This is a genomic window from Grimontia kaedaensis (assembly GCF_023746615.1).
GTDB lineage: Bacteria > Pseudomonadota > Gammaproteobacteria > Enterobacterales > Vibrionaceae > Enterovibrio > Enterovibrio kaedaensis.
The window spans coordinates 1,219,236-1,235,658 of the sequence record NZ_CP082276.1; the positions used below are offsets into that span (position 1 = coordinate 1,219,236).

The 16,423-nt window shown below is 47.2% G+C and carries 10 protein-coding genes; 1 reads left to right on the forward strand and 9 read right to left on the reverse strand.

What is annotated here, in order from left to right; translation table 11 throughout:
- Positions 1-13: 13 nt before the first annotated feature.
- The 5 genes from K6Q96_RS22420 to K6Q96_RS22440 all read right to left on the reverse strand — a co-directional run bounded on the left by K6Q96_RS22420 (position 14) and on the right by K6Q96_RS22440 (position 6,385).
- Entirely contained in the window at positions 14-967 is a 954-nt protein-coding gene (locus K6Q96_RS22420) for an ABC transporter ATP-binding protein (RefSeq protein ID WP_251880280.1), read from the reverse strand.
- Positions 967-1,896, reverse strand: a complete 930-nt coding sequence (locus K6Q96_RS22425; protein ID WP_434802189.1) for an ABC transporter permease — start codon at positions 1,894-1,896, stop codon at positions 967-969. The genes K6Q96_RS22420 and K6Q96_RS22425 overlap by 1 nt, the downstream gene beginning before the upstream one ends.
- Positions 1,897-1,949: 53 nt before the next feature.
- Positions 1,950-2,924: an ABC transporter permease gene (locus tag K6Q96_RS22430; protein ID WP_251880287.1), complete on the reverse strand. Its 975-nt coding sequence runs from the start codon at positions 2,922-2,924 to the stop codon at positions 1,950-1,952.
- A 35-nt stretch (positions 2,925-2,959) separates the two neighbouring features.
- Entirely contained in the window at positions 2,960-4,594 is a 1,635-nt protein-coding gene (locus tag K6Q96_RS22435) for an ABC transporter substrate-binding protein (RefSeq protein WP_251880288.1), read from the reverse strand.
- A gap of 606 nt (positions 4,595-5,200) precedes the next feature.
- A complete protein-coding gene (locus tag K6Q96_RS22440; protein WP_251880289.1) occupies positions 5,201-6,385 on the reverse strand; it encodes a pentapeptide repeat-containing protein in 1,185 nt (394 codons plus the stop codon).
- Between the two features lie 419 nt (positions 6,386-6,804).
- Between K6Q96_RS22440 and K6Q96_RS22445 the strand changes: the two genes are divergently transcribed.
- A complete protein-coding gene (locus tag K6Q96_RS22445; RefSeq protein WP_251880290.1) occupies positions 6,805-7,161 on the forward strand; it encodes a hypothetical protein in 357 nt (118 codons plus the stop codon).
- Between the two features lie 236 nt (positions 7,162-7,397).
- Here K6Q96_RS22445 and K6Q96_RS22450 read toward each other — a convergent pair whose 3' ends face one another.
- From K6Q96_RS22450 to K6Q96_RS22465, 4 genes are all read right to left on the reverse strand, one after another.
- Positions 7,398-7,685 carry a type II toxin-antitoxin system RelE/ParE family toxin gene (locus K6Q96_RS22450; RefSeq protein WP_251880291.1) on the reverse strand — a complete coding sequence of 96 codons (288 nt, stop codon included), beginning with the start codon at positions 7,683-7,685 and terminating at the stop codon, positions 7,398-7,400.
- Positions 7,678-7,920 carry a type II toxin-antitoxin system ParD family antitoxin gene (locus K6Q96_RS22455; protein WP_251880292.1) on the reverse strand — a complete coding sequence of 81 codons (243 nt, stop codon included), beginning with the start codon at positions 7,918-7,920 and terminating at the stop codon, positions 7,678-7,680. Before K6Q96_RS22455 ends, K6Q96_RS22450 begins: the two co-directional genes overlap by 8 nt.
- Before the next feature lie 90 nt (positions 7,921-8,010).
- A complete protein-coding gene (locus K6Q96_RS22460) occupies positions 8,011-8,577 on the reverse strand; it encodes a hypothetical protein (RefSeq protein ID WP_251880293.1) in 567 nt (188 codons plus the stop codon).
- A gap of 329 nt (positions 8,578-8,906) precedes the next feature.
- The gene (locus K6Q96_RS22465) at positions 8,907-15,821 is read right to left on the reverse strand and encodes a glycoside hydrolase family 17 protein (RefSeq protein ID WP_251880295.1); all 6,915 of its coding nucleotides are present in this window, start codon (positions 15,819-15,821) and stop codon (positions 8,907-8,909) included.
- Positions 15,822-16,423: the final 602 nt, after the last annotated feature.

The following is a 16,423-nucleotide window of genomic DNA, read 5'->3' on the forward strand; positions in this document are numbered from 1 at the left end:
ATAAGCTCCTTCCTTAAACCAGATGACACGCAACCTGATGCTCAGGCGCAATGAGTTTCAACTGCGGATCCTGCTCAGTACAGGGCGTAAAACACTTGTTGCAACGCTCCTGAAAATTACACCCTTGCGGTGTATTCAGTAGGTTCACCGGATTCCCCGGAATCCCGTATAAACGCTCTTTCGGACCATGAATGGTTGGAAACGAAGACAGCAGTCCTTGTGTATAAGGGTGCTGCGGCGCCCCGAACACGGTCTGCGCATCGCCCAATTCAATCATGTTGCCCGCATACATCACGCCGATACGGTCTGCAATTTCGCCCATCAGGCTTAAATCATGGCTGATGAACAGAATGGAAAAACCGAACTTTGCTTTGAGATCATAAAGCTCATTCAGAATTTCCCTTTCAACGACAACATCCAATGCTGTCGTCGGCTCATCCATGATGATGAGCTTTGGTTCCAACGCCAGTGCTACTGCAATCACCACGCGCTGTCGCATACCACCACTCAACTGGTGCGGAAATGCTGACAGACGATCCGGGTGAATCCCTACAATTTGCAGCAGCTCTGCCGCTTTTTCTGTCGCCTGTTTCAACGACACTTTTTTGTGCGCCAGAATCACATCTGTCAGCTGCTCACCAATAGTGATCACAGGGTTGAGAGAATTCATCGCACTTTGAAAAACCACTGACACTTCATTCCAACGGAATGCGCGCAGCTGTCTATCATTCATCTTCAGCACGTCTTCGCCTTTGTAGAGGATTTCACCCTCTGAGATCAGCGCAGGCGCTTTGTGAAGACGCGAAATCGCAAACGCCAGTGTGCTTTTTCCGCAGCCAGACTCACCGGCAATGCCCAGTGTTTCACCTTCGGCGATGCTCACACTGACATTGTTTACGGCTCTTGCCACGCCATTTGGCGTCACGTAGTCCACGCAGAGGTTGTTAATTTCAAGCAAGTTTGCCATTACAACCCCCTTCTCTTGTCTGCCGCTTTCTTTAGTTTGCGCCAGAGCTTCATGTGTGGACCGGTTTTGAGTTTCGGGTTACTGACCTGATCAATTGACATATTGATCAGCGCCAGGGCGCCACCGGTGATAGCGAGCGCCAAAGCCGGCACCATCATTTCCCACCAAGCGCCCGTGTAGAGTGCCGACGACGTTTGAGCCCAATAGAGCATGGAGCCCCAGCTCACTTCTGTCGCGTCACCCAGGCCTAAAAAACCCAACCCTGCTTCGGAGCCCATAGCGTAGATGACGGCACCCAAGAATCCGCCGAACACAATGGAAACAAGGTTGGGTAAAATCTCGACCAAAATAATACGCAGTTTCGATTCACCCATGACTTCTGCAGCCAGAATGAATTCTTTGTTGCGAATTGCCATGGTTTGCGCGCGAATCACGCGTGCGCCCCAAGGCCAGGAGGTCACCCCAAGTAAAATCGTTATCACCAATGAGCCCACTTGCCCCAGAAACGCCGCCAGGACGATCAATAAGGGGAGCTGTGGAAACACCAAGAACACATTGGTTAAAAAATTCAGTCTTTCATCAATTTTGCCGCCGAAGTAGCCAGCAGACACACCCACTGCCACCGCAATGCCCATCGCAATCAGGCCCGCAAACAGCGAAACCGTCAGCGTTTTACGTGCGCCATAAAGCACTTGGCTGTATACATCACGCCCGCTTCGCGTTGTGCCCATCAAGTGTTTTTCACTCGGTGGCTGGTGCGGACGTGCAACACGTTTTTCCGCTGAATATGGCGCCAACACGTTGGCAAATATCGCTCCAACCAACACCATGGTCAGCAGCAAGGTGCCAAGAATCGCTGGCGGGTTGCCGTAGAAAAAAGCGTAAATACTTTTGCCAGCGCGCTTTATCGCCCCGCCTTTGTTAGGCATTTTCACTGGTTTGTTCTGGCTCGATTCCATCGTCTTATCCATGTGCCCGCTCCTTAATTCGCAATGCGCGGGTCAAGCCAGACATACAACAAGTCGGCGATGAAATTTGCGGTGAGCACAGCCGTCACCAGTATCAGCAAGATGGCCTGAATTAACGGATAATCACGCGCCACAATGCCTTTTAATAGAATGTTGCCCAGCCCCTGATAGTTGAACACCACTTCCGTCATGATCGAACCAGCAAAGGAAAAACCAATAGCCATCGCCACAGCAGTCGCCACAGGCAATATCGCATTGCGACCAGCGTAGCGATACATCACACGGGTGCTACTCAAACCCTTGGCTTCCGCCATGGTCACATAGTCCTCGCCAAGCACATTGATCATGGCGTTACGCATGTTGAATACCCATGCAGCAATACCAACAACCACCATTGAGCCGACCGGCAATATTGCGTGTTTCAGCACGCTGCCGATAAATTCGAGCGTGAATCCCGGATCCAGCGACGGGTCGTAGGTGTAAGCGATTGGCAACATGTCCCACTTTATTCCGAACAGATAGAACAGGAACAAAGCAGTGACCACATAAGGGAAGTTGCTGATAAACGCCAATACCGGCGGCACGACCTGCCCAACAAATCCTGTGCGGCGGTAAGAGGCATAAGTGCCAATCGACACACCAATAATCAACGCCACGATCAGTGAGCCAAGCGCGAGGAACAAAGTCCAAGGCAGCGCATTACCAATCACTTCCGATACGCTGATGGGGAACATCAACACTGACGGTCCCAGATCCAGCGTGAACACACTTTTTATGTACGCCAGATATTGCTCAAAGATGTTGCCATCAAGGAAGCCGTACATTTCACGCACTGCATCCATTTGTGCTGGGTCCATTTTCCCTTGCGCCGCAGCAAACAAAGCTTCAACCGGGTCACCGGGCATTAAGCGAGGCAACATAAAGTTGAACGTTATCGCGATAAGAAACGCGCAGAAGTAAAAAATGAACCGTCGCAGTAAAAATGACATCGATTCGCCCTCACCTAATCCTTCAGTTCACACTGTTATTTCAGGTGCAGGTTGTTAAGGATGATCACGCGCTTACCGCCGTCATACCACACTGGCTGAACGTAAGGGTTTTCCTTAGTCGGCCAGCCATCCACTTTCTTGGTGCTGTATTGGAACCATGTAGGGTTTGAGAACAGGGGAATAAATGGCAGATTTTCAGCAGTGAATACCTGTAGTTTGTCCAAAATCGCTTTTTGTTCTTCTGGTGAGCCGGTCTGACCAAAACTGTCGATCAGTGCATCAATGTCTGGGTCATTGACACCGTGGCCGGCATGCCAGCTGTTGCCAACACGTGAAGTAGAGAAGTATTCCTGATATGCGATGATTGGGTTGGTCGCCACCATTGACCAGTTAATCGCTACGTCATAGTTACTTTGCTTGAGGTTGCTATCGTAGACCGCCCAATCCACCGTTTTCACGTTAGATTTAATACCGACTTCATCGTAAAACTCAGTGACCATCTGAACGACCTGGATCCAGTCAGTCCAGCCGTTAACCACCTCGATATTGAACTCCAGTTTGGAGCCATCTGGATTGTCACGGTAGCCATCCCCATCGACGTCTTTCACTCCAGCTTCGTCAAGCAGCGCTTTGGCTTTGTCCTGGTTGAACGTAGTCAAAGACGCATATTTCTCAGAGATGTCTTTATTGATGTTTTGCGAGTACAGCTCACCAATACCACCTGCGTTGAAGTTGGCTGTTGGGTAACCATAAGCTGCGATGTCCACAATCAAATCACGATCTAATGCCATAGAGAGCGCTTGACGCACTTTCAGGTCGTTGAAGGGGACTTTTTTAGTGTTCAGGTAAAGGTGAATCGCATCATTCGCTGGGTACCAAAAATGGTTGTTCGCTGGGTCACGCTTCACGAACGTGGTTTCAATGTCAGCAATGAAGTTAGAGCCCCAGTCGACTTCGCCTTTCATAAGAGCAGGCTGAACCTGCGAGTTGTCGTTATAAGAACGGAAACTCACGCAATCCAAATAAGGACGCCCTTCCAGGTAGTAATTTGGATTACGGCAAAGCTCCATTTGTTGTGATTTAAGGAACTTCACTTCCGTCATTGGGCCGGTACCAATTGGATTCGGATTGGTGAAAGTGGTGGCGTTTTCCGCTTTGGACCAAACCTTCTCTGGCAGGATGTGGTATTTCTCCAGATTCCAGATAAAGGTTGAATCAGGATTGGCCAATGTAAACACCACGGTGCGGTCGTCTGTAGCTTCTACCGATTGAAGGTTGCCCCCCGACCAGATCCCTTTTGAATCAAATGCCGGGTTGTCTTTCGCCAGCACAAAGCTGAATGCAACATCTTCTGCGCTCAATGGAGAACCGTCTGACCATTTCAGACCTTCGCGCATTTTCACTGTGATGGTTTTTAGATCGTCCGAGTAGTCAGCGGACTCTGCAAGGCGGAAATCAGTCTCGCCAGTCATGTTGTTGAACACCATCAAAGGCTCAAACATGATGCCATGGAAGATGTCTTTAGTAGTGTACGGATTGTAGTTTTCGACAAAACCAGTCGTAATGATCGGCACATTGAGCGTCCCACCCTGCTTGATGTCAGCAGCCTGAACACCCGCAGTCAGTAACGCACTGCAAACGAGAGAAGCGATCATTTTCTTGTTGTGCATCTTGCCGTCCTTTTGTCGTTTTATAATTCGTGTAAGTCACCGAAACAGCCCTTGCTTCTATTTCAGCGAAAACTTAAATATTTCTATATTTTTTAAGAGTGTAGCCAACTACTTTCCGTACGCTCTCTCGTTTAAATACAAAAGAAAGCGCTTTCTTTGCGGTAGATATTAGAAAAATAGGGCATCTCAACAACCCGACTTTTACCTTTTTGTAACAATGATCACAAATACTCACTCGTCTAATTATCATGAATATCATTAGTGAGACTCATTACATCGTTGCAGAACAGTATGTGGTGGTGATTGCAGGATTCTGGATTAGACGGCCACCTTTGCCGGTTGGCCCATGTAGCCTGCTATTGCTTATCAAAAGCGGAGATATGTTGGGAGACAAACTCAAAGAATGCGTTTGCCCTGGCGCTTTTTGCAGATCTGGAGGAGCGAAGGAAAGGATGCTTGACGGCTTCCTTTATCTACAACCAAGAAGTGGCACAATGCCAGTCTATGATTCAACTAGAAGAGATGTGAGATCCGTCGTCTGTTTGATTGTCTGACCTTTTTTGGTTACGTGGAACAAAAGTCAAAGACCTTACCTATTGATATATTCTAAGCCTCAGTGACTACACTCCCGTCAGGTCTGATCGTTCCAATGGTATAGGCTTGCTCCAACATACTTTCGTCTATAATCGCGCCACGAAGATCGGCTCCAGATAGATAGGTGTTTTTATCCATCAGTACGCCTGTTAGATTCGCGCCCTTTAAATTTGCTCCAGAGAGATTGGCCCCTTTCATGTTGCAGAAAAGAAACGATCCCTTTTCTAAATTGGACGATGAAAGGTTGGCCTTGGCCAGTGTGACAAATGACATGTCCACTTCGGGTGCATAGACGCTCACCAATAGCGCTTTGTCTAATCTGGCTTTCGTAAAGTTCGCACCAGCCAGCGATGATTCAGTAAGGTCAGCCTGACTCAGATTCGATTCACTCAGGTCAGCGCCATTCAACGACATATTCATCAAGCCAGCCTCTACTAGATCAAGTCTATTCATAGCGCATTTCTTTTCATTCAGACGTTCCATCGCAATCTGTCTTGCCCGCGATGCTTTTACTCCATGCGAACTGTCAATCGTTTTCCAGCACTCAAGAATCCCGGCTTTTTCTGCATCGTTATTCCCGCGTAGCATAGTCAGGATTAACAACACCAAAGAACACGCACTGAGCAACCGAGTCCAATTTGGAACGCCATAAATGGCGGCAACTTCCAATACAACCACCGACAGTGCAAACCAAAAAACCAGTAGTTTTGGAACTGGCAGGGAATAAAGCCATGTCAATGCACCCATTTTTGCCGGCTTCTCGACTACATCCGTCGATTTTTGATTTTGCACTTTCGCTTTTGCCGCACCCTCTTGCATTATCTTAGCTGCGTTGCTGTAAACCTCCGACCAAGCAGCGGCATAGTCATCTGTCCACTCTTCCCCTAGCTCTTCTTCAAACGTCTGAAGCAGGGTTTGACCCACAATCGAATAATGCGATTCCAGTACACCGTAAGATAAGTGCCGTTGTCCCAGCGGCCCAAGCATATTCTCTAACTTCTCAGGGTCATGCAAAGCAGCAACCATTGCAGTCAAAGCGGCGAGTAATTTGTCAGCCATTTTTGTCATTGAGGTATTCGCAAAAAGTGGCATCAGGTGCGGTGACTGCTCTGAAATTCTTTGATAGAAAAGCGTTGCGAACCTTTTCCCATCAGGCAGTTTCGCAAAGCTTTCTTCAACTAATTCAACCGTATCCATACTTAGACTTTACCCTAGATAAAACGTCTCAATAATGAGTAAGTATAGGTAAGGAAATATACTGTTCATCCTGAGCACGGCGTGCACTCCGCTCAACCATTCAATTTTTGCTGGTATTTGGAAAAAACCTACGAGCAAATATCGGCGCTCACTTAGCGTCAAAACAAAACGAACTTTCCGTTTCGCGTTGCAAGACGAAATTGAAGGGCTTTTGGGTGCTGTATTCAGTATATGGCAACTGTCATATTAGTTAGCTGCGGGCTTAGATATGAGTGAGGCAACTAGCTTTTAATTTAATAAATTCATATTGTTAAAGCTGTCATACAACCGCAATATAGTGTAACACAAGTGAAATAAACGATTCCTAATATCACGCTGCGACAAAAATATACACCAGTTAACTACATGAGGAATCAGAGATGAAAATCCAAGACAAAGCTGCAGAATTGACTCCAGAGCTAGTATTACCTGAAGAGTTGTTTAATGAATTTAAAATGGCGATGAATGGTGTACAACAGGTATTGCCGACTCTCCAAACGGGTAATGATGCAGCATTGATTGATATAGATATCGACATTGATATCAACATTAATTTTTCTACAACACAAAGCAATGAAAGCCGCGGTGTTATCCCTATCTCCCAATTGCCGGATGTTTTTAATAACAGCCTAAAAGTTCTTGAAAATGACCCCGACAAAGAATGGGATGCAACACTTACAACGCAGGCGCTTGAGAAACTGAGCGAATACGGAACCTTAAAAATTCGTCGGATGTAATGACAAAAAGAAGCCCCGTTCTGGGGCTTCTTCTTTTCTAAGGGTATAGCATTGATAGCACTTCTATCATCTCGAGATAGAGCAAGCCATGAAGCACGACTTTATGGATATCGACACTAATCTGTACCTTTACGTCTAAAGATATCTTCGGCAACTCGCTTTCCTCTGGTAGTTAGTTCGATAGGGAAAACGGAGAAAGCGCAGTGTTATTGTTTTTTTTCTTGCCGTAGTTTTGGTTAGAACAAATGCAGCAACGGATTCATCTGTTGATGAAGGATGCGAAGTACAAAGATATCCTGTTCGCGGATGCGGTAGAAAAGGGCATGTTTCTGATGATCATGCCGGCGAATGCCTGGGCCAATCTCGCTGCATTCACGGCCAATCATCGGGGAGCCTGACAGGGTGTTGAGGCAGGCTTCCATGTCTTCCACATAGCTATCAGCCTGCTGCTCACCAAAATTCAAAAAGGTGTACTCGTAAATCCCGCCAAAGTCTTCAGCGGCTTTATTGGAAAGCTTATACATTCAGTTTGGCTTTACGCTGGGCTGCAATTTCTTTCAAAGACAGGCTGCTTTCGCCACTCTCTTCACCCTCAATAACCGCATTTCTTAAGAGTTCGAGCTGGTTTTCCTGCTGTTCAAGTAAACGCAGGGCGCTTCGAACCACTTCGCTGGTTGAGCCGTATCGGCCAGTTTTGATCAGGCGTTCGACAAAGCTATCAAGATTTTCACCAATGGTGATACTTGTAGTACGTCCCATGACTTTCACCGTTGTGTTAATTATTCACACAATAAGCTTATCATAGGATTGGGTGAAAGTTTAGAAAGGGGCTTTTGCCCCTTAACTGTGTTAGGGACGGGGGACATAGATATTGATTGGGCCCGTCTGATTCAGATAGTAGTTAGGCTTTACGCCTGAAGGTTCGCAGAACTCGCCATCAGAAAACATAGGGGTCTTAAATTTACGCCAGTCTACATCTTCAACGATTTCCCATTCGCCGTAGGTGTCTTTTTCTCTGGATTGTAATTGCGATAGGCATTTGTCGCTTTTAACTTGGAGAGAAAGAGCGTAATGAGTATTTTCTTCTGGGGTGAATACGGCGACTGAGCGGCAGTAATTTAATGTAGCTAATCCTTCCACAGAGCTGTATATGGCAATGAGCGCAATTTTTTCACCTGGCGGCAGAGGTATGTATTTCCCATTGCTTTCCTTAATCACTTCCTCAGATGGGATCATCTGCTGACTGCAGTTTTCGCCATTGCGGAAAAACATCATTCCCGTTTCTTTTGGCGCAACTAATTCTGCGATTGCTGGTCTTGGGCCAAACTCCCCTTTGGCGATTTGTGGTGCACTCGCACAACCGGCGAGCACCAATACAGCAGTTGCTGAACTGACTATCCTTAGCATTTTCGTCATTACTCCATAGAAAACTGACATCCTGAAGATACCAAGGACTTGAAGGGGATATTGGAGTAAGAATGCGACGATGTTGTGATTGGCTAATCAGAAGCTTACTGAGTTAATTTATACTCAACCATAAGTTATAGTGCATTAATGAAGATGAGAGTTCTGGAGCGACAAGACCATATAAATGAGCTGAAATACAGGGACTCACACTTTAAGTATAAATGGCGACTGTCCTGCTATCCTTTTCCATTTTGTGAAACGTTTGATTTTAGGCTTTCACCAAAAACAAAGGGAGCCAAACGGCTCCCTTATTTGTTAATTATTTTTAAATCAGAACATTATTTACTGAAGTAAATATTGTCCAGATAGATATCGACTGCCTGATCATTGTCAGCTCTTGCTGCTGAGATAACGATTTGAGCAATGGCATCTCTAGATAAGTCGCCATTTCCACTCGCATCAGTAAAGTCATCCAGCGAAATAGCCAATGTCACGACATCAGTACTTGAAGGAACGCTAGTGTATTGAATCGCACCAGTTTCACCAGAACCACCAGCATGATTAGACAACTTGATGTTAATCACCTGACCTGCTAACAAAGGATCAACTTTGTATTGCATGTTGAAAGTGGTAAAGCTTGATGCATCAAACGCTGCTGATGAGAAATCAATACCTGCAAACACTTGACCTGCTTCAATATTGATCACTTTAGCTGGGCTACCTTCAAGATCGCCATCAGTGATACGTGCTGAAGAGTCACCCCAGTTAGGGCCCCACTCGTTCACAGAGATATCTGTATAGTCATCGCTGAATATAGAAACGATATCTCCTGTTGTACCACTATCCGTGCCACCGTCAGTACCTCCATCAGTTCCACCGTCATTCGCGGTAGGAGAGATGACAACATTGTCTATCACGTACTCTGAGCCGATTCCTGTTTCCCAAGCAGGGAACACCATAATCAGGTCAATTGCAGTAAGGTCCAGACCATTGTTTGACAGGTCGCTCAGGTTGAACTGGTAGTTTTTCCACACATTCAACTCTGGAACACTATCTAAAGTCAGCTCCACAGCTTCATTACCACCGTTTGACTCGACTTTGAAGTTCCAAACATCAGCTGGTGTTTCACCTGCGGCAAGCAGTTTGATATCAAAGGAGATCACGCCTTCTACCATCCATGCATTCACATCGACTGGCTGAGGATCCGTAGCGACACCTTCTCGTGAACTGAATCCGTTCACTGTTGCTGCTGCTACCTCGAAGAAGGTCACTTCACCGTATGCAGCATCACTATCAGTGATAACTGGTGGAGTGGTTCCACCACAACAATCCCACGCTACCCACTGAGGGTTCGCTGCATTGTTGAAGATAACAATTGGTGTGGTTCCAGTTGTACCGCCGTCAGTACCACCATCGGTGCCGCCGTCAGTACCACCATCGGTGCCGCCGTCAGTGCCACCATCGGTGCCGCCGTCAGTACCACCATCGGTGCCGCCGTCAGTGCCACCATCGGTGCCGCCGTCAGTGCCACCATCGGTGCCGCCGTCAGTACCACCATCGGTACCGCCGTCAGTACCACCATCGGTGCCGCCGTCAGTCGTGCCGTTGCTGAAGTAGATGTTATCCAGATAGATATCTACAGACTCATCCGTGTCGGCTCTCGCTGCTGAGATAACGATTTGGGCAATGGCATCTCTAGATAAGTCGCCATTTCCACTCGCATCAGTAAAGTCATCCAGCGAAATAGCCAATGTCACGACATCAGTACTTGAAGGAACGCTAGTGTATTGAATCGCACCAGTTTCTCCAGAACCACCAGAATGATTCGACAACTTAATGTTAACCACTTGACCTGCCAACAAAGGTTCTACTTTGTATTGCATGTTGAACGTGGTGTAACCCGTTGCGTCAAAGGCTGCTGATGAGAAGTCAATACCTGCGAAGGTTTGACCTGCGCCAAGCGTGATCACTTTGGCTGGGCTATCGTTCAGCGTGCCATCGATGATGCGCGCTGAAGCGTCACCCCAGTTAGGACCCCACTCATTAACAGCGATATCTGTATAATCATCACTGAATACAGATACTACAGCATCTGTTGTACCACCATCGGTGCCACCATCAGTACCGCCATCGGTTCCACCGTCAGTACCACCATCGGTGCCGCCGTCCGTGTTGCCGCTGAAGTAAATATTATCCAGATAGATATCTACAGACTCATCCGTGTCGGCTCTTGCCGCAGAGATAACAATTTGTGCGATCGCATTGCGTGCCAAAGAGCCACTTGCATCTGCACTGGTAAAGTCATCTAACGGAATTGCCAGGGTCACAACGTCTGAACCTGTCGGTACGCTGGTGTATTGAACTGCGTTGCTCTCACCTGCGCCACCTTCGTGATTTGACAACTTAATGTTAACCACTTGACCTGCCAACAAAGGTTCTACTTTGTATTGCATGTTGAACGTGGTGTAACCCGTTGCATCAAAGGCTGCTGATGAGAAGTCAATACCTGCGAAGGTTTGACCTGCGCCAAGCGTGATCACTTTGGCTGGGCTATCGTTCAGCGTGCCATCGATGATGCGTGCTGAAGCGTCACCCCAGTTAGGGCCCCACTCATTAACCGCGATATCGGTGTAGTCGTCGCTGAAGATAGAAACAACACTTCCCGTTGTACCACCATCAGTGCCGCCGTCAGTGCCACCATCGGTGCCACCGTCTGTACCACCATCGGTGCCGCCGTCAGTACCACCATCGGTGCCGCCGTCAGTACCACCATCGGTGCCACCGCCAGTACCACCATCGGTGCCGCCGTCAGTACCACCATCGGTGCCACCGCCAGTACCACCATCGGTGCCGCCGTCAGTACCACCATCGGTGCCGCCGTCATTATCAGCGTTTACAAACGCGAGGTCTGCAATCTGGAAGCTTCCTGGTTCGCCTAGGACAAGCGCGAAGGTAGTCAGATCAGCGTAATTAGGCAATGGCACTTCCATTTGAACCCAGCCATCAGTCAGCGCTGTTCCAGTTGAAAGCAAGTAATCATCTGCCACTTCACCATCGGTTACACCTTGGATTGAGATGCGAACCTGAGTAAGGTCAGTCAGAAGCTTGAAGCGTGCATGTGTATATGACGTAACGTCGATTGGATTCAGCGTGCTTGACCAAGCCAATGCACCCCAGCCATCAGTGACTGTCAATTCCAGTACAGGGTTGTACAAGTCACTCGTAGCATCACCAAGGCCTGCATTGTTCCAGACTTGAACATCATCGAAAACAAGGTTGGTTTCTTGGCCTGTGTACAGGATGTAGCCAATTTCTGGTGCAGCACCACCATTGCCTTTGTTCACATAAGCAACATCAGCAACTTCCAAGGTTCCGTTTTGGCTCAATACCATCGCGAAGGTTGTCATGTCTGTGAATGCTGGTAATGGCACTTCCATTTGTACCCAGCCATCAGTCAGAGCAGTACCCTGTGACAGTGAGTAGTCATTCGCTACCTCATCCTGTGACAGACTCTGAATAGACAATCGAACTGCGCTTGCATCTGTGCGCACTTTGAACTGTGCATGTGTGTAAGACGAAATGTCGATTGGGTTTGAGTTGTTAACCCAAGCAATCGCACCCCAACCGTCTGTTACGTCTAGTTCTAGTACTGGATTGTAAGAGTCATTAGCGACTTCGCTTAAACCAGCATTGTTCCATACTTGAACATCTTCAAAGACAATGTTTGTCTCTTGACCGGTATAAAGTACATAGCCCGTTTCTGGGGCTTCAGTACCGCCATTGCTATCGTTGTTCACAAATGCAATGTCAGCGATCTCAAGTGTTCCGTTTTCACCAAGCGTCAACGCAAATGTCTTCATATCAGTATAAGAAGGCACCGGCACGCTCATTTGAACCCATCCATTATCAAGTGAAGTACCTGATGACAGTGAGTATGAGTTAGCTGTTGTTTCATCTGCTTGGTTGATGAAAGTAACATCAACACTCGCAGCAGATGTTTTTACTTTGAACTCGGCATGTGTGTATGGCGTAAGGTCTACTTGTGTTGTGTTAAACAACCAAGCAGCAGAACCCCAACCACCCGTGACCGTCAGTTCCTGAACAGGTGAATAAGTGCTGTCACTTCCGGCGCCAATTGAAGCACCCGAACCGTCTTGCGACCATACTTGAATGTCGTCGAAGCCGTGAACAGTGTCCTTACCGGTATACATAACGTACCCAGCACCGGAATTGTCAGAACCCGTTTCGTACGGAATAGCGTGAATCGCGTCAATGACGTTTTGCTCAACACCGCCGTTTGACTTAACAATCTGATTACCACCGCGAGTGATTCCTTCAAATACACCCGCATCAACCAGATCCCAGATGGCATATTTCGCGTTACCATCAATGTCGATCAAACCGAAGTGCTTCTCTGGATCGCCAGTGTTTTCAGCGCCACCTTTCCATGGTTCATCAAAAGCTTGGAAGAAGAATACAGATGCACCATAGTCAATAGCCCATTGGCTCATCGCATCATAGTATTTCTTCTGTTTGTACTCATCAGAAGCACCTGTTCCACCAGCACCAAAACCAGTGTTCGACTCGGTCGACCAACCTGTTTCGCCAATGTGGATCTGTTTAGTGCTGTCAATTGCCATCACGCTATCTTTAACGGCGTCGATCTGAGTCAGCGCTTTGTTGAACGCGCGCTCCATGGCTTTGTCAGCTTGTTCTTGACGAGTTAGCGATTGCTCTGACTCAGGAACTGGCCAGAAATCACCGTCATGGAATGTATCGTGGAATGGATAAACATGAACAGACACGTAGTCAACTGCTTGAATCAGTGCTTTGATGTCTGCTTCATGCGCTTGGTAGTAACCATTATTAATAGACCAAACAGCCCAGTTTTCAGAACTGGTGATCCAAATATCTTCACTGATTGTGCCATCGGCCTTCATTGCTTGAAGCTCGTTAACACGGCGCAAGATAATACCTGGTTCAACACGGTAGCTACTCGCCCACTCAACCATCGCCTCATTACCAACCGCAATCACTTTGATAATGTTTGGATAGGTTTGCGCGAACTCAACCGCTTTATCCATTTCCAATTGGTTGTTGGCGTGTTCTTGTGAGCTGTCTATTTCTACATTAGAGAATGCATTGAGTGCTGAAATCCAAACACCAAGCATCACGTTCATTTCGAAGCTAGGATCTTCTTGTTGAAGCTCATCAATCGCTTGAAGTAGACGTTCGGTGTCTACGAAGTCCTGAGTGTTGTATGTGCGCAGCATACGAATGCCGACAGCATGCATGATTTTCAGGTCTTCTTTGACTTCCGCAACGCTTGGGGCATTTTCGTTAGAACGCACATTTGTGCGGAAAGCGCCGTAAGAGATTGCAGGAAGTTCTGCAGTGCCGAGCACTGGTTGACCTACAGCATCACCACCAGTAACGGTTGAAACTGGGAAGTCACCCGTTGCAGTTGGTTGTGGTTCGATTTCTGGAGCAACAGCATAGTCACTACTACTGCTACCGTCAGTACCACCATCGGTGCCGCCATCAGTTCCACCATCGGTACCGCCATCAGTTCCACCATCGGTACCGCCATCAGTGCTACCATCAGAACCGCTTTGAGAAACCAGAACAACATCGGCAAAGTTCAGTGAACCTGCACCGTTGAAGATCAGACCAATCCACGTCATATCAGAGAATGCTGGGAATGGAACTTCCATTTGCACCCAACCATTATCCAAGGTTTCGCCGCTTGAGAAGTTGTATGTATTTTTAACTTCCGATTGGCTAGCGCTTTGGAAAACAACGTCGACTGCAGAATAGGAACCTGGTTCAACTTTAAAACGAAGGAATGAGAATGCAGAGGCATCTACAGCATTTTCTGGCTCATTACCCCAGGCAACAGCTGCTGCATCAGCGCCCCAACTTGCGCCACTAGCGAGAGAAAATGCTTTGGAGTAAGGCGCGTCATTGAGATCAGCTAATGTTGCGCCGCTTCCCCAATTATCCCCCCAGTATTCCATTGAGAACGAATCTTCTTGATCGCTGTAAGCGATATAGCCCGGGCCAACATTTCCTGTAGAGTTGTTAACCAAAGCTATGTCTGCAACTTCCATGGTGCCGTCTTGTCCAAGCACAAGAGCAAATGTAGTCACATCTGCAAAGGCTGGGACCGGTATTTCCATTTGTACCCAGCCGTCAGCTAACGCTGTACCAGATGACAGCGCGTAATCTTCCGCAACTTCACCATCGCTTCGACCAGTGGTAGATACGCGCACTTGGGCAGCGTCAGTTTTTACCTTGAACTGTGCGTGAGTATATTGGGAGAAATCGACAAAGCTTGATGAGCTAGCCCATGCTAACGCTCCCCACCCGCTGGTGGCCGTAAGCTCAAGCACAGGGTCATAAGTACCACCAGAAACTTCCGAAATTCCTGCGCCATTCCATGCTTGCAGCTCTTCAAAAGCAACATTGGTTTCTTGGCCTGTATAAAGAATATAACCAACTTGAGGTGTGCCACCAATGATGTTGTTTCCGCCACCGTTGTTGTCTGAAGTATCAGGCTGAGAGTCGAACGTTTTTCCATAAAAAACATTCCTCAGCTCAATCACTTCACCGTTTATACCTTTACTCCTTACAAACAAAGGCATTGTAACGTCGGACAGATCGATTATCTGATTGCCAATTAGTTCGGACATTGGGATTTTGTAACTGGCCCAATCGGTAGTTATAGACCTGCCATTTGAATCGAAATTCGTACCAGCTTCTTTTGCTGGACGCTGGCCTAATTCGTTACCTTCTACACTGGTTGAAAGACCCGTTTGAAAGCCAATAACAAAAGGTAATGACGCTTTTGAAGCTTTTGCCTCAAAATTTAAGTATCCGCTGTTAAACCCAGCCAAATTGATCGCTGCTTCAGCCGAGTTGTCGGTTGTAATTAACGCTGTACCCCAACCCCATTCGGCTTCAACAAAATTATTAGTTGATGAAGGCGCAGGCACGCTCAAGGCATCATTAGATGTACCCATAAATGAAGTACCTACAAAACTACCTTGCGCTTCCGACTCCGCTTCATTTTGAAAAGGAATGACAGTCAGGTTGCTACTTGCACCCTCTCCGACTCTATGAACCTCATATGTGTCGGCACCTGAAGGCTGCACATCTGGTGGACCGCCCGCTGAATCATCGCCTCCACCGCCACAACCGCTCAGTGCGACCGAGGTCATCAGCAGCATCTTTGCAAATAAATTTTTCATCATATTGTCCGTATTCCTGAATCCTTACTTCTAACCCGCAGCGGCCAAAACCTTGCAGGGACTAGAAACTCCACATGTCGCACGGAGAATCACATTAGGGTGTGGGTGTCGATACAAAAAGAAAGCGCTTTCTAAGCAAGTTCAAAATAAAGCCGTTTGAACGGCTCTAACCAAAGCGGGTGATACACGCCCGCGTATGATGTAAAGATATTGTTAATCCCATGTGATTCTCAATTAGAATCTTTGGCTTTACTGACATTAAATGGGAGCTGTCACACAGTAATTTGCAACAAATGATCTAAATTTCATTTATGAAACATTACACTCTTAATGACTCATAGATAAGACATATGCCTATCTAGCTAGTTCTAAAGACAACAATCCCAGTCAATATGTAAACATTATGTGAATTAGGTAACATTTTTACCTGAGACCGTTTGCAGATGCCAAAGCACCTCATTACGGTTTCACTGACTAGCGGTTTCTCTAACATTTTGGTAACCAAATCACCAATTACGGTTAGAAAGCTGGATAAAAAGCTAGACAAACTCGACAGTTGAACGTGTTTTGCCTAATGGGTGTCAGGCAGGAAATGGACTTAGCCG

What these genes read in the sequence shown, in the direction of transcription:
- K6Q96_RS22420 (WP_251880280.1), bottom strand. Translation starts at nt 967, where the DNA reads ATGGCAAACTTGCTTGAAATTAACAACCTCTGCGTGGACTACGTGACG.
- K6Q96_RS22425 (WP_434802189.1), bottom strand. Translation starts at nt 1,896, where the DNA reads ATGCCTAACAAAGGCGGGGCGATAAAGCGCGCTGGCAAAAGTATTTAC.
- K6Q96_RS22430 (WP_251880287.1), bottom strand. Translation starts at nt 2,924, where the DNA reads ATGTCATTTTTACTGCGACGGTTCATTTTTTACTTCTGCGCGTTTCTT.
- K6Q96_RS22435 (WP_251880288.1), bottom strand. Translation starts at nt 4,594, where the DNA reads ATGCACAACAAGAAAATGATCGCTTCTCTCGTTTGCAGTGCGTTACTG.
- K6Q96_RS22440 (WP_251880289.1), bottom strand. Translation starts at nt 6,385, where the DNA reads ATGGATACGGTTGAATTAGTTGAAGAAAGCTTTGCGAAACTGCCTGAT.
- K6Q96_RS22445 (WP_251880290.1), top strand. Translation starts at nt 6,805, where the DNA reads ATGAAAATCCAAGACAAAGCTGCAGAATTGACTCCAGAGCTAGTATTA.
- K6Q96_RS22450 (WP_251880291.1), bottom strand. Translation starts at nt 7,685, where the DNA reads ATGTATAAGCTTTCCAATAAAGCCGCTGAAGACTTTGGCGGGATTTAC.
- K6Q96_RS22455 (WP_251880292.1), bottom strand. Translation starts at nt 7,920, where the DNA reads ATGGGACGTACTACAAGTATCACCATTGGTGAAAATCTTGATAGCTTT.
- K6Q96_RS22460 (WP_251880293.1), bottom strand. Translation starts at nt 8,577, where the DNA reads ATGACGAAAATGCTAAGGATAGTCAGTTCAGCAACTGCTGTATTGGTG.
- K6Q96_RS22465 (WP_251880295.1), bottom strand. Translation starts at nt 15,821, where the DNA reads ATGATGAAAAATTTATTTGCAAAGATGCTGCTGATGACCTCGGTCGCA.